The following is a 14,461-nucleotide window of genomic DNA, read 5'->3' as shown; positions in this document are numbered from 1 at the left end:
CATCGTTACAACGACGAATTATTTTCTTTTACGCATAAAAAAGAAAGGTTTTTTTCATTTTTATTAATTTAACTTATTGATTTTATTTTGTTTTTATTTGATGTGGTGTTTGCTAAATGATCATTTCAGTAAAAGTGGGTGTTCCACGGGGTATTTTGCTGGGAAAATAATGTGTTCTAGCAGTAAAACCCTACAGGATAATCCCCATGAATAAGCCTTGCTTAATGTCTTTGACTCTCATTGCGTTAATCGCATTGACTGCTTGTAGCACTAAAAATAATGTGGCTACGATAAAAGAGGTATCAGTAAATAAAAGCTCGAATAATACGTGCGTTAATGAATTCAAAGCATTACAACGTCTCTCTCCTCACGATTTTGATCTATATCAGAAGCAGTTTAATCAACTGACAAAATCTTATGATGTCTATAAAACCAATAAAGGTTTGATAAATAAAGATGCTCAGGAGATCCTGAACATAGAGCTGGATTCTAAATTAAAACTTATCTGCGCAAGAGTTAAAGGGGCGGCCTTTAAGAGCATGGACGAGCGCTCTCAGGAAGTGAATAAAATATGATGGCGCGAGTGAAGTCTTTCTTCTTAATTCTGCTCCTGATCAATATACAGGGAGCCCATGCTGAAGAACCGGTGGATGCTAACCTGGGTCTTTTGGATCAGTTGCAGAGTGAAAATTTAATTTCTGCTCCAGAACCGTCTGTTTTTGCGGAAAAAGATAAGACTTCCTCTCCGCTGATCCAGCCTCCAAAAAATATCGTCGTGCCGAAAGCCCTTGTTGAAAAACCGGTAGCGCAAAAACCGCGACCTAAACCGACGCCAGCGCCCGTCAGGAAAGCCCCTAAAGCGCTTCAGCCTGCGAGCACTCAGTCTGCACCTGCGGTGCCTGCTACTGCGAATGTCAGCGACACCCAGAAAAAGGCCAATGAGCAGCTCAAAAAATCCCTTGAGACAGCAAAATCCACGGCAGAAAAATCCCGTGATCAATACGCGGCTTTGCAAAAATCTTATGCGGATACACAAAAAGAAAATCAACAACTCCAAACGCAGATCGCGGCGTTAAAAGCCAAACCTGTGGTCATCCCGCCGTCGGCAGATCAAAAACTTGCGCAGAAAAAAACGCAGGATGAACTGAAAAAACTGCAAAATTCGCTGAAAAATACACAACAAGAAAACCAGCAGATTACCACTCAGTTGCAGAAGCTAAAGAGCAGCCAGAAACACGCTGAAAGTCTGACGGAAAAACTTTCCGTGGCGCAGACGGCGACAAAAAAATACCAGGACGAAGTGGCAGATATTCAGCAATCTTTGAAAAAGACTATGGGTGAAAATGCCCGGTTGAAAGCACAGTTAACCGCATTCAAAACCAGTCAGGACGGCTCAGTCAAAAAATCCTCCGAACAGGTAGCTGCCTCTCAATTGGCGACTAAAAAAGCCCAGAAAGAATTCGCTGCTCTGGAGGCGAGCTTTAAAAAATTAAGCAGTGAGAATACACAGCTCAAAACGCAACTCGATACCGTGAAAAAGCAATCCTCGGCACGCATCGAACAACTGGTCTCATCCGAACACGCTAACGGTAAATCTCTGGCAGAATTCGCAGTGCTGAATGCGACATTACAGCAGGCGACAGAAGAAAATCATAAGCTTAAAACGCAGTTTGAGACACTACAAAAGCAGTCGACTGCACAGGCCGATAAATTGCAGGCTTTACAAAGCACGGGCAATAAATCTCAGGCTAATGTGGTTGAGTTGCAGACGACGGCAAAACAAGCTGCTGCTGAAAATGTTCAACTGAAAACGCAGCTGGCCAGCCTGCAAAAGCAAGGCGCCAGCCAGAATGAAAAAATAGCGTTCGCTGTCGAGGCCAATAACAAATCCCTCAATGAAAATCAGCTACTGCAAAAGTCCCTTAAACAGGCCACTGATGAGAATGCGCAATTGAAATCGCAGCTTGCAGACTTGCAGAAACAGGATGCTGTACGTAATGACAAACTGTCAGTTTCAGATGCTGTGAATAAGAAATCTCAGGCTGACTACGTGGCTTTGCAGAAAACCCTCAAACAGGCGACCGATGAAAATGCCGGGTTGAAAAACCAACTGGCGGCATCGCAAAAAGAAACTGCTGCGCAGACCGGAAAATTGTCAGTGTCAGAGACGGCGGTTAAAAAATCTCAGGCCGACTATGTCGCTCTGCAGAAAATCCTGAAACAGGCCGCTGATGAGAATGCGCAAATGAAAACTCAATTGGCAGACTTGCAAAAACAGGGCACCGCACAGAATGGCAAACTGTCCGTGTATGAGGCGACCATCAAAAAGTCACAGGCTGACTATCTGGTCTTGCAGAAAAGCGTGAAACAGGCCGCTGATGAGAATGCGCAAATGAAAACCCAACTGGGAGAGTTGCAGAAACAAGGCGCGGCACAAAATGAAAAGTTGTCCGTTTCACAAGCCGCCAATAAGAAATCTCAGGCGGATTATCTGGCTTTGCAGAAAACCCTGAAACAAGCCACGGATGATAAAGCGCAACTGAGTATTCAACTGGCAGATTTGCAGAAACAGAGCGCAGCGCAGGCGGAAAAACTGGTGGCGTCTGAGGCCGCGAACAAAAAGTCGCAAAGTGATTATCAGGCGTCACAAACGGCATTATCAAAATCTTCTGAGGATGTGAAACGTCTGACAGCCCAGCTCAGCGAGAGTCAGCTGGCGGCGACCAAAGTCACTGAAGAAAAAAATAAGCTGACAGCCGAACTGGATAAAACGAAGAAAGACCTCGCCTCACACAGTATTGCTGCCGTGACGCAATCTGGCGGAGAGTTGATCAGTGATGCAGAACTTAAAACGTTGCAGGCGAAAGAAAGCAAGAAAACCGGGCGTTCTTATTCTGTCGGGTATTTGCTGGGGCAGGCCGCGAATTCAAAAATCGAGCAGGTGGTATCCGCCGGTGAGAAAATTGATCGCAATGTGATTGTTAAAGGCTTTGTTGACCGGATGAATGAGCTGTCCAACATGTCGACTGAAGACATGCGGGAGTCGCTGAACAGTCTGGACAGTGATATCCGCTCTCGTCAGGAAAAGCAAAAAACGTCAAATGTAGAGAATAACCAGAAAATCCTCGATAAAGCGGGCAAGGCTAAAGGCGCGGTGAAAGCCAAATCTGGCTTTATTTACCAGATTACTAAGCCAGGTTCTGCACCTAAAGTGACGATGGATAAGGGCATTCGTTTGCAGATTATTGAGACGTTGGGCGACGGTAAAGTCATTGCCAGCGAAAAAGACAATAATGTGATCAGCGCGTCCGTAACGGAAATCCCTGCAGTGCTTCAGGAAGTCGTGCTGAAGCTGGGTTTGCAAGGCGAAGCGACACTGTATATTCCACCTGAACTGGCGTATGGCAAAGACGGCATTCCGGGTAAAATTCCGCCGAATTCACTTTCCATCATGAATATCAAAATATTAGGTATAAAAGACAAGTAAGAGTGGCCGCATAAAAAAAGGCAGGCGATCGTCAGATCACCTGCCTGTTTTATTTCTGCGGCCTGATTTATTTTCCGCTCAGGAATGCCAGCAAATCGTCGTTCAGTTGATCCTGATGCGTGACGGCAAAACCGTGCGGTGCGCCTTCATAGATTTTCAGTTCTGCATTTTTAATCATTTCTGCCGCCAGCTTGCCGGTGGCTTCGAACGGCACTATCTGATCCGCGCTGCCGTGAATAACCAGCGTCGGCACGGTAATTTTCGCCATATCCGGGCGGAAATCTGTTTCAGAGAAGGCCGTGACACAATCGACGGTGCCTTTCAGCGACGCCATCAGCGCGATGTTCAGCGTCTGTGTCATCACGCCGTCGGAAACGGTCATCCCCTGATTAGTGCCGTAGAACGGCGTCGCAAAGTCGCTGATGAACTGTGCGCGGTCTTTCAGTAAACCGGCCCGGATGCCGTCAAATACTGATTTATCCACGCCCTGCGGATGATCATCCGTTTTAATAAACAGCGGGGTGACCGCGCCGAGCAATACCAGGCTGGTGACTCGTTCTGAACCGTAACGGCTGATGTAGCGGGTCACATCGCCGCCGCCCATCGAGAAGCCGACCAGCGTAACGTCGTGCAGGTCGAGATGTTCAATCAGATCGTTGATGTCAGAGGCGAAAGTGTCGTAGTTGTAACCTTCCCATGGCTGCTCTGAACGGCCAAAACCACGACGGTCAAAAGCGATAACGCGGTAGCCGCGATCGGCCAGGAAATTCATCTGGCTGTCCCACATATCGGCATCCAGCGGCCAGCCGTGGCTGAATAACACCGGCTTACCTTTGCCCCAGTCTTTAAAATAAATTTGAGTGCCGTCTTGGGTATTGAATGTGCTCATTTTTATATTTCCTCAGCGGTTATTTGCAGGTTTTAAACAGGTTGTGTGTTGTGTTGCAAACAACATTAGGCATGGCAGGGAAATATTGATAATGGGTTATTTTTGACAAGTCGTTAAAAGATTTTGTTGCTTCTATCAGTCTGAAAGTAATAGGGATTTACGACGGTATAGAGAGGGGGATGCCTGTCAAAAAAATCTGAACAAGTTGCCAAATTCTTTCCGCTATCCGCTTTTGATGTCCTGACCTATTGTTAATTCCAGCAGCACAACAACACAACGTGAAATACAAACACACAACCCAACAATGCACTCTGAGAGGAAATGAAAATGTCTAAATTCGATCTGCTGGACCCACAGAACTCCACCCTGATTTTCATCGACCATCAGCCACAAATGTCATTCGGCGTTGCGAATATCGATCGCCAGCAGCTTAAAAATAATACGGTCGCTCTCGCTAAAGCGGGCAAAGTTTTTAACGTGCCGGTGATTTACACCTCGGTTGAAACGGAAAGCTTCAGCGGCTATATCTGGCCGGAATTACTGGCGGTACATCCGGATGTGAAACCGATTGAGCGTACCTCAATGAACTCCTGGGAAGACGCGGCATTCGTGAAAGCTGTTGAAGCCACTGGCCGTAAGAAACTGATTATCTCTGCCCTGTGGACTGAAGTGTGTCTGACATTCCCGGCACTGATGGCGCTGAAAGAAGGGTATGAAGTGTATGTGGTGACCGATACTTCCGGCGGCACCAGCGTGGATGCACACGAACGTTCCATTGACCGTATGGTGCAGGCCGGTGCGGTGCCGGTGACCTGGCAGCAGGTTCTGCTCGAATACCAGCGCGACTGGTCACGCAAAGAGACTTACGACGATGTGATGAATCTGGTTCGCGAGCACAGCGGTGCGTACGGTATGGGCGTCGATTATGCCTACACCATGGTGCACAAAGCCCCTCAGCGCAAAGCGTAACCTTCTTCATTTATCCATTAAGCCGGAACCGTGCTCAGGCGGGTTCCGGCAGGAGAGACATCATGCGTCATGCCCCTGTTTCCCGCCTGTCGGCACCTGTTATCCCTTTCGCGGTTATCCGCTGGTTGGCCCTGCTGGCCTTGTGTGCCGCGTATCTGCAGGGCGGTATCGTCAAACTGTTCGATTTTCCCGGCGCGATTGCCGAGATGCAGCATTTCGGCTTATCGCCCGCCGCGCCCATGGCCGCAGCCGTGATTGTGCTGGAACTGGGCGCTTCAGCGCTGATTCTTTCCGGACGCTTTCGCTGGGCTGGCGCGCTGGCGCTGGCGCTGTTCACTTTCAGCGCCAACTTTATGGCGAATGCGTACTGGCAGGTTTCCAGCCATGAACGCGCCATGATGATGAACGGTTTCTTCGAGCACATCGGGCTGGTCGGCGCTTTTATCTATGTCGCCTGGAATGACCTTAAGGAGCGGGCATGAGCCAGAATAATGTTGCGGCCGGCGGCGCTTTTTCGCCGCTCAAACAGGGGCTGTTTGCCACGATTTGGGTGGCAACCATTCTCGGCAATACCGGCAGTTTTATGCGTGATGTGGCCAGCTCATGGTTAGTCACCGGGCTTTCATCAAACCCTGCGGCGGTGGCGCTGATGCAAACCGCAGCAACGTTGCCGATTTTTTTGCTGGCGATCCCCGCGGGTGTGCTGTCCGATATTCTTGACCGTCGCCGCCTGCTGATTTTTGTTCAGTTGTTACTGGCGGGCGTCAGCGGAACCTTGCTTCTGTTGTCGCACAATAATTTGCTGACCGTGGAATATCTGGTCGCGCTGACCTTTATCGGCGGTATCGGTGCGGCGCTGATGGGGCCAGCCTGGCAGGCGATTGTGCCGGAACTGGTGCCCCGTTCTGATTTGCGAAATGCCGTTGCCCTGAACTCGCTTGGGATTAATATTGCCCGCGCAGTAGGGCCTGCGGGCGGTGGCTTGCTGTTAGCCAGTCTCGGTGCCGGTGCGGCTTATGGCGCAGATGTCATGAGCTATGTTTTTGTGATTGGCGCATTACTGTGGTGGAAGCGTCCGGTCAAAGCGAAAAATGAATTATCAGAACACTTTCTTGGCGCGTTCCGTGCCGGGCTGCGATATGTCAAAGCCAGCCGGGAACTTCATCGTGTGCTGCTGCGTGCCGCGATTTACTTCGCTTTCGCCAGTGCGATCTGGGCGATGTTGCCGCTGATTGCCCGCAATATGCTGCACGGTACCGCCGGATTTTACGGCATCCTGCTCGGCGCAGTGGGCGTCGGTGCGATTTGCGGTGCACTGTTGCTGCCCCGTTTACGTCAGAAACTGAGTGTTGACGGGCTGGTGTTGCTTTCCGCCTTACTGTCCGCCGCCGTGATGTTGCTGCTGGCGACGTCACCGGCAAAATGGCTGGCCGTGGTGCTGATGGTGGTATTAGGGATTGGCTGGATTATCGCGCTGACATCCATGAACGGCGTGGCGCAGGCGGTGCTGCCTGACTGGGTACGTGGCCGCGGGCTGGCGGTGTACCTGATGGTATTTAACGGCGCGATGGCGGCGGGCAGCCTGTTCTGGGGATTAATCGCACAGGAAACCGGTCTGGTCGGGGCGTTATTACTCGCCGGTACCGGCCTGGTTATCGCCGCGCTGGTATGCTGGCGGCTGAAACTGCCCGCAGGCGAGGCGGATTTACAGCCTGCCGGTCACTGGGAAAATCCGGTGGTTGAAGGCGATGTGCAGGGCGACCGCGGTCCGGTGATGATCCAGATTGAATACATGATTGCACAAGAAGATCGCCCGGCGTTTCTGGCGGAAATTCGGAAACTTTCGCTGGCGCGCCGCCGTGACGGTGCTTATGCGTGGGGGATCACCGAACACAGCGATGACCCGTCGCGTCTGGTGGAATGGTTCCTGGTGGAGTCCTGGCATGAGCATTTGCGTCAGCATCAGCGTGTGTCACATGCCGATGCCGATTTACAAAGCGAAGTGACGCGTTATCACCGTGGCGAAAATAAACCTCAGGTGCATCATTATTTGTCGGTGCGTTAGTCGCCGTAAAAAGCCGCATTGTGCGGCTTTTTGTTTTTCAGGCCTGGCTGTACACCGCCGCAATGCCCTCGAAATCCTGTAAATTTTCGCGCCACCACATGGCAGCGTTGCCGGTCGCGTTTTCGTTCCAGGCCATAAAAGCCTGATCGCGGCGGGTTTCGGTATCCAGACGACGTTCAACCAGCGCACCGCTTTCGAGATGGGGGGCGGCCAGATAACGCGGCAGATAGCCACAACCCAGCCCGGCAATTTGTGCGTGAACTTTGGCGTTAAAATCATGAACGCTGAGCATTTTCTGCTCATCGAGCACGCGCAAATCCGCACCTGTGCCATGGCGGGACGTGTCGTGAACCACCACGGCGCGATACTGACGGATTTGCTCACGCACCAGCGGTTCCGGCAGCGAGGCGAGCGGGTGATGCGGCGCGACGGCAAACACATATTCCAGCCAGCCGATCGGACGGTATTCAATGCCGCTGCGCGTCACCGGTTCCTGCACGGCACCAAATACGATGTCGGCTTCGCCATAACTCAGCGCTTCCCAGCAACCGGCCAGTACATCGTGGCGGAACAATAACTGCGTGTGCTGATGTTCTGCGTAAAAACGGTCAATCAGCGGCGCAAGCAGCGCGAAGGGGACGGAAGCATCCACGCTGATGGTCAGTTTGCTTTCCCAGCCGCTTTCGACGTACTGCGCTTGTTGTTCCAGCTCACTGACGGCACGCAGCAGCACACGGCCTTTTTCCAGCATCAGACGGCCTGTTGGTGTGAATGTCGCACGGTGGCCTGAGCGGTCCAGAAGTTTAATGTTCAGGTCACTTTCCATTTTCTGCACGGTATAACTCAGTGCAGAAGCGGTTTTAAACAGTCTGGCGGCCGCTGCGGCAAAAGTGCCGTGTCTGTCCAGCGCATCCAGGATCAGCAGCGCTTCAAGGCTTAATCGCATTATTTTCCCCACCCCAAAAATTGTTTAACAACAACCCAAAATATTTCCGTTATGAATGGCCGTGTTGATTTCGTATCGTTCATGAATATAACGCAACATTCAGTTAACCAGAACAACGGTTAATCAGAAGGAACATCCTGTGACTTATCCTCATCAACCTGACCACATTACTCTGGTGATCACCCACGGCGTACAGCGGGATAAGCTGACGGAATATGAACGCTGGCTGGAACAGCTGAAGACCGATGCGGCCCGGTTTCCAGGTTATCAGAATGTAAATATCCTGCGCCCGGTGCATGGCGAAACTATCTATACCGTGCTGGTGCGGTTTGATAACCTCGATAATTTGTATCTCTGGATACAATCCGATCAGCGCGAAATCCGTGAGGCGGCATTAGCCAACTTACTGAGCGGACAGGAATATATTGAGCTGCGTACGCAGGCGTAAATCCTGACGTCCAACATTTACACCCGATTTTTTCCATAAAGGTTGAAGGCTGTATAAATCACCAGTATTATTCGTCTGTTTTCTATACGACGTTTATCCGGTTAAAGCAGGTCAGTTATTTTGTGGAATCCCGAAAAAGAGTTTTTTACCGAGCTTTATCAGTACCCTGAACATCTTCGCCATACCTTAGAAAACTTACCCAACGGCAGCGGCGTCTATATTTTTTACGGCGACGATAATGCCTTTCCGCTGTATATCGGTAAAAGTGTGAATATCCGCAGCCGCGTGATGTCGCATTTCCGCAATCCTGCCGAAGCCAAACTTCTGCATATGACCCGCGATATTGAATTCATCGAGACGATCGGTGAAGTGGGGGCGTTACTGCTGGAATCGGATCTGATTAAAACCCGACGACCGCTGTTTAATAAGCGGCTGCGCACCGCCCGCAAGCTGTGTTCGATCCGGCTTCAGGGGCTGACGGCCAGTATTGTGTTCAGCGATGACGTGGATTTTTCTCACAGCGAAGATTTATTTGGCCTGTTTAAAACTAAAATGTCGGCAGTCGAAAAAATCCGGGATATCGCCGATCAGGAAAAGCTGTGTTACGGCGCGCTGGGGCTGGAAAAACTGGCAAAAAATCGTGCGTGTTTCCGCTTTTCACTCGGCAAATGTGCCGGTGTCTGTTGCGGTAAAGAGACGCCCGACGTCCATCAGGCGCGCCTCAGAAATGCACTCAGCACCCTGAGAATCCGCAGCTGGCCGTATCCGGGGCGCATTGCCATCGCCGAAGAAGCCAACGGGCTGACCGATTATCACGTCATCAATCACTGGTTCTATCTGGGAACGGTCAAAACGCTGGAAGACGCCAAAGCCTTCGATATCGCTGTGCCGCACTTTGACCGCGACAGTTATAAAATACTCTGTAAGCCGCTATTCGAGACGGAGAGTTCGAAAGTGATTTTGCTGGACTGACGGCAACAAAAAAGGCTGCCGATCGGCAGCCTTTCAGTGCATTGCGACTCAGCGCAAGCCCCGCGAATTAACGCATAGTCACAAACTCTTCCGCACCGGTCGGGTGGATGGCGACGGTGTTGTCGAAGTCTTTCTTGGTCGCGCCCATTTTCAGTGCGACCGCAAAGCCCTGCAACATTTCATCCATACCGTAGCCGATACCGTGGATACCGACGATTTTCTCTTCAGCACCGACGCACACCAGTTTCATGCGGCACGGCTGGCGGTGTTGAGTGACGGCAGTGTACATGGCGGTGAAAGCAGATTTGTAGACTTTCACGTTTTCTTCGCCGAACTGCTCTTTCGCCTGCGGTTCAGTCAGACCGACCGTACCGATTGGCGGGTGACTGAACACCACGGTCGCAATGTTGCTGTAATCCAGATGTTCGTCAGGTTTGTTGTTAAACAGACGCTCAGACAGACGACGACCCGCAGCAACGGCAACCGGAGTCAGTTCAACGGCACCGGTATTATCGCCAACGGCGTAAATCCCGTTTACGCTGGTGTTCTGGAACTTATCGACGACGATGTAACCTTTTTCGTTGGTTTTCACGCCGGTCGCTTTCAGATTGAAGTTATCGGTTTCCGGTTCGCGGCCAATCGCCCAGACCAGGCTGTCGACTTCAAATTCCTGACCGTTTTCCAGCTTAAGCGTCAGGCTGCCGTCGGCATTTTTCACCACTTCTTTCGGAATGGATTCTTTATGCAGCGCCGGGCCTTCGGTTTCCATCACTTCCACCAGCGTTTCAACGATCAGCGGATCGAAAGTCCGCAGCGGCGCGTGTTTACGCACGAACAGATGGGTTTCAGCACCCAGCGCGTTCATCACACCGGCGATTTCTACCGCGATATAACCTGCGCCAACCACCGCAACGCGTTTTGGCATTTCGGTCAGATCGAAGAAACCGTCTGAATCAATGCCGTATTCTGCACCCGGAATATCCGGATGGCTCGGGCGTCCGCCGGTAGCGATCAGGATGTGATCTGCAGTGATCTTCTCACCGTTCACTTCCACAGTATGATCGTCAACGAAACGGGCGAAGCCTTTGATCACATCAACGTTATTTTTGCCCAGCACGTTATCGTACGAGGTATGGATACGGTCGATGTAGGCGGTACGGTTGGCGACCAGCGTTTTCCAGTTGAAGCTGTTCACGGTGGTATCAAAGCCGTAATCCGGGCCGTAGTTGCGGATCGCTTCAGCGATTTGCGCGGCATGCCACATCACTTTTTTCGGGACACAACCCACGTTGACGCACGTGCCGCCCAGCTCTTTAGCTTCGATCAGCGCACATTTTTTCCCATACATGGCTGCACGGTTGATTGATGCGATACCGCCGCTGCCGCCGCCAATTGCCAGATAGTCATAATGTTTGGTCATCGGATTTTCCATGAGTTGTCAAAAATGAAGAACGCCATACCGGCGTCGCTAATCTTAAAAATTGCTTGTGAGTTTAGCGCGTGAATGCGTTTTGTCGCAAAGTTTGGATCGATGGCTGCAATAGGTTTGATAGCTGAGACCTTAGAAAAAGGCCTCAGCGAAGGGAAATTCTTTACTTACTCAGGCACTACCCAGTTCACCGTGGTGTGACCGGTACCGGAAGGCACCAGCACTTTGAGCAGCCACGGCAGTACGTTGTTCATCTGCTGCTCGAGCTTCCATGGCGGGTTAATCACGATCATGCCGGAAGCGGTCATGCCGCGCTGATCGCTGTCCGGTCGCACGCCCAGTTCGATTTGCAGAATACGGCGGATGCCGGTTGCTTCGAGATCACGCAGCATTTTCTTAATTTGCTGGCGCATCACCACCGGATACCACAACGCGTAAGTGCCGGTGGCAAAACGTTTGTAGCCTTCCTGAATGCCTTTTACCACATCCTGATAATCGGTTTTCATTTCGTACGGCGGGTCCATCAGGATCAGCCCGCGACGTGAAGGCGGTGGCAACTGGGCTTTCAACTGCTGATAACCGTCGGCACGCGCAACGCGGGTACGGTCATCTTTCTGGAATTCACTGCGCAGCAGCGGGAAATCGCTCGGGTGCAGTTCGGTCAGGTGCAGTTTGTCGTCTTCGCGCAACAGCTGACGGGCAATCAGCGGTGAACCCGGGTAATAACGCAGGCTCTCGTTGCGGTTGAAGTGATTGACGACTGACATATACGCCGCCAGTTCTTCAGGAATATCGTCCCGCTGCCAGATGCGCGCGATGCCTTCCAGATATTCGCCAGTACGTTCGGCATGTTCGCCGCTCAGCTGATAACGCCCGGCACCCGCGTGGGTGTCGAGATAAAGGAAGGGCTTTTCTTTTTCTTTCAGAGATTCAATGATCAGGCTCTGAACGGTGTGTTTCAGTACGTCGGCATGGTTGCCGGCGTGAAAACTGTGGCGGTAACTCAACATGTGCGGCTTCTCCTGCGGCTTCGCGGCATTATCCATTAAAGACTATCCCGCCGCCACCCATTGATTTCCCCGTAACTTGACCGCATGTTAGAAGTCACGTCATCTTTAAGACGACCCGAATTCACGGCGTGGTGCGCCACAGGCGCATCAGCCCCAAACGCTATTACGAAGGACTGGCCCTATGACTGAACAGCAAAACGCGTCGAATCCGCTCTTAAAACCGTTCTCCCTGCCTCCTTTCTCTGCGATCAAGCCTGAACATATTGTCCCTGCGATGAAATCCGCTATCGAAGAAAGCCGTCAGACGATCGAACGTGTTGTCGCGCAGGGCGCGCCTTATACCTGGGAAAATCTCTGTCAACCGCTGGCCGAAAGTGATGACCGCCTGAGCCGCATCTGGTCGCCGATCGGGCATCTCAATGCCGTAAAAAACAGCCCGGAACTGCGTGAAGCTTACGAGCAGTGCCTGCCGATTCTGTCTGAATTCAGCACCTGGACCGGGCAGCACGCCGGTTTGTATCAGGCCTACCGCGATTTAAAAGACAGCGAACATTTCAGCACGCTGTCCGTGGCACAGAAAAAAGCCATTGATAACGCGCTGCGTGATTTTGAGCTGTCCGGCATTGGTTTGCCGATGGAAAAACAAAAGCGCTATGGCGAAATTTCCGCGCGTCTGTCTGAGCTGGGTTCGACCTACAGCAACAACGTGCTCGACGCCACGATGGGCTGGAGCAAACTCATCACTGATGAGAATGACCTGAAAGGTCTGCCGGAAAGTGCGCTGGCCGCCGCGAAAGCGCTGGCAGAATCGAAAGAGCAGGAAGGCTGGCTGTTGACGCTGGATATCCCGAGCTATCTGCCGGTGATCACCTATGGCGAAAACCGTGAACTGCGTGAAGAGATGTACCGCGCATTTGCTACCCGCGCCTCCGATCAGGGTCCGAATGCCGGTAAGTGGGACAACAGTGAAGTCATGGCCGAAGAACTGGCGCTGCGTCACGAACTGGCTCAGTTGTTAGGTTTTGATTCTTTCGCGGATATGTCTCTCGCCACCAAAATGGCCGAAAGCCCGAAACAGGTGATCGACTTCCTGAGCGGTCTGGCAACCCGTGCGCGTCCGCAGGGCGAGCAGGAACTGGCCCAACTGCGTGCTTTCGCCAAAGAATATTTCGGTGTGGACGAAATGGAAGCCTGGGATTTGCCGTTCTACGGCGAAAAACAGAAACAGCATCTGTTCTCCATCAACGACGAACAGTTACGTCCTTACTTCCCTGAGCAGCGTGCGCTGGAAGGGCTGTTTGAAGTGGTGAAACGCATTTACGGCATCACCGCCAAAGAACGTAAAGACGTAGAAACCTGGCATAAAGACGTGCGTTTCTTCGACCTGTTCGATGAAACCGGCGACCTGCGCGGCAGCTTCTATCTCGACCTGTATGCCCGCGAACACAAACGCGGTGGCGCATGGATGAACGACTGCGTTGGCAGCATGCGTAAAGCCGACGGCGAACTGCAAAAACCGGTCGCGTACCTGACCTGTAACTTTAACGGTCCGGTCGGCAACAAACCGGCGCTGTTTACCCATAACGAAGTCACGACGCTGTTCCATGAATTCGGTCACGGCCTGCATCATATGCTGACCCGCATCGACACGCCGGGAGTCGCCGGTATTGCCGGTGTGCCGTGGGATGCCGTCGAGCTGCCAAGCCAGTTTATGGAAAACTGGTGCTGGGAGCCGGACGCACTGGCGTTCATCTCCGGTCATTTCGAAACCGGCGAACCGTTGCCGAAAGAGATGCTGGATAAAATGCTGGCGGCGAAAAACTATCAGGCGGCGTTGTTTATCCTGCGTCAGCTGGAATTCGGCCTGTTCGATTTCCGTATGCATGCGGAATACGACCCGGCTAAAGGCGCGCAAATCCTGCAAACGCTGGCTGAAATCAAGAAACAGGTTGCCGTGGTGCCGTCACCTTCATGGGGCCGGTTCCCGCATGCCTTCAGCCACATCTTTGCAGGCGGTTATGCGGCCGGTTACTACAGCTATCTGTGGGCGGAAGTGCTGTCTGCAGATGCCTATTCCCGCTTTGAAGAAGAAGGGATTTTCAACCGCGAAACCGGTCAGTCGTTCCTGGATAACATTCTGTCGCGCGGCGGTTCCGAAGAGCCTATGGAGCTGTTCAAACGCTTCCGCGGGCGTGAGCCGCAGCTGGATGCTATGCTGCGCCACTACGGAATCAAAGGATAACCTC

General features: G+C 51.9%; 12 protein-coding genes. 8 read left to right on the top strand and 4 right to left on the bottom strand.

What is annotated here, in order from left to right:
* Positions 1-206: 206 nt before the first annotated feature.
* Entirely contained in the window at positions 207-575 is a 369-nt protein-coding gene (locus LC431_RS12775; RefSeq protein ID WP_037033751.1) for a hypothetical protein, read from the top strand.
* Positions 572-3,487, top strand: coding sequence for an FKBP-type peptidyl-prolyl cis-trans isomerase N-terminal domain-containing protein (locus LC431_RS12770; protein ID WP_223509934.1), 2,916 nt, complete (start codon positions 572-574; stop codon positions 3,485-3,487). The genes LC431_RS12775 and LC431_RS12770 overlap by 4 nt, the downstream gene beginning before the upstream one ends.
* A 67-nt stretch (positions 3,488-3,554) precedes the next feature.
* Here the strand turns inward: LC431_RS12770 and LC431_RS12765 are convergent, their stop codons facing one another.
* Positions 3,555-4,376, bottom strand: coding sequence for an alpha/beta fold hydrolase (locus tag LC431_RS12765; RefSeq protein ID WP_112151954.1), 822 nt, complete (start codon positions 4,374-4,376; stop codon positions 3,555-3,557).
* Between the two features lie 327 nt (positions 4,377-4,703).
* On the opposite strand from LC431_RS12765, the gene LC431_RS12760 reads away from it, so the two are divergent.
* The 3 genes from LC431_RS12760 (at position 4,704) to LC431_RS12750 (ending at position 7,410) form a co-directional block, all read left to right on the top strand.
* Positions 4,704-5,345, top strand: a complete 642-nt coding sequence (locus LC431_RS12760) for a hydrolase (RefSeq protein WP_013573513.1) — start codon at positions 4,704-4,706, stop codon at positions 5,343-5,345.
* Positions 5,346-5,407: 62 nt separating this feature from the next.
* Positions 5,408-5,827: a DoxX family protein gene (locus LC431_RS12755; RefSeq protein ID WP_112197956.1), complete on the top strand. Its 420-nt coding sequence runs from the start codon at positions 5,408-5,410 to the stop codon at positions 5,825-5,827.
* On the top strand, positions 5,824-7,410 hold the full coding sequence (locus LC431_RS12750; RefSeq protein WP_112197957.1) for an MFS transporter: 1,587 nt from the start codon (positions 5,824-5,826) through the stop codon (positions 7,408-7,410). Before LC431_RS12755 ends, LC431_RS12750 begins: the two co-directional genes overlap by 4 nt.
* 37 nt (positions 7,411-7,447) lie before the next feature.
* Here LC431_RS12750 and LC431_RS12745 read toward each other — a convergent pair whose 3' ends face one another.
* Positions 7,448-8,356, bottom strand: a complete 909-nt coding sequence (locus LC431_RS12745) for a LysR family transcriptional regulator (RefSeq protein ID WP_013573516.1) — start codon at positions 8,354-8,356, stop codon at positions 7,448-7,450.
* Between the two features lie 139 nt (positions 8,357-8,495).
* Here LC431_RS12745 and LC431_RS12740 point away from each other — a divergent pair, with 139 nt between their 5' ends.
* A complete protein-coding gene (locus LC431_RS12740; RefSeq protein WP_112197958.1) occupies positions 8,496-8,804 on the top strand; it encodes an antibiotic biosynthesis monooxygenase in 309 nt (102 codons plus the stop codon).
* A gap of 120 nt (positions 8,805-8,924) precedes the next feature.
* Positions 8,925-9,776, top strand: a complete 852-nt coding sequence (cho, locus tag LC431_RS12735) for an excinuclease Cho (protein ID WP_013573518.1) — start codon at positions 8,925-8,927, stop codon at positions 9,774-9,776.
* Positions 9,777-9,843: 67 nt separating this feature from the next.
* On the opposite strand, the gene gorA is transcribed toward cho, so the two are convergent.
* Both gorA and LC431_RS12725 read right to left on the bottom strand, forming a co-directional pair.
* The gene (gene gorA / locus LC431_RS12730) at positions 9,844-11,196 is read right to left on the bottom strand and encodes a glutathione-disulfide reductase (RefSeq protein WP_112151951.1); all 1,353 of its coding nucleotides are present in this window, start codon (positions 11,194-11,196) and stop codon (positions 9,844-9,846) included.
* A gap of 176 nt (positions 11,197-11,372) precedes the next feature.
* On the bottom strand, positions 11,373-12,215 hold the full coding sequence (locus tag LC431_RS12725; protein WP_112197404.1) for a 23S rRNA (adenine(2030)-N(6))-methyltransferase RlmJ: 843 nt from the start codon (positions 12,213-12,215) through the stop codon (positions 11,373-11,375).
* A gap of 181 nt (positions 12,216-12,396) precedes the next feature.
* On the opposite strand from LC431_RS12725, the gene prlC reads away from it, so the two are divergent.
* Positions 12,397-14,457, top strand: coding sequence for an oligopeptidase A (gene prlC / locus LC431_RS12720; RefSeq protein WP_153376658.1), 2,061 nt, complete (start codon positions 12,397-12,399; stop codon positions 14,455-14,457).
* Positions 14,458-14,461: the final 4 nt, after the last annotated feature.

The sequence above is a fragment of the Rahnella sp. GSA61A genome (assembly GCF_019969905.1).
Taxonomy (GTDB): domain Bacteria; phylum Pseudomonadota; class Gammaproteobacteria; order Enterobacterales; family Enterobacteriaceae; genus Rahnella; species Rahnella aceris.
This window is presented reverse-complemented; position numbering and strand designations above follow the sequence as displayed.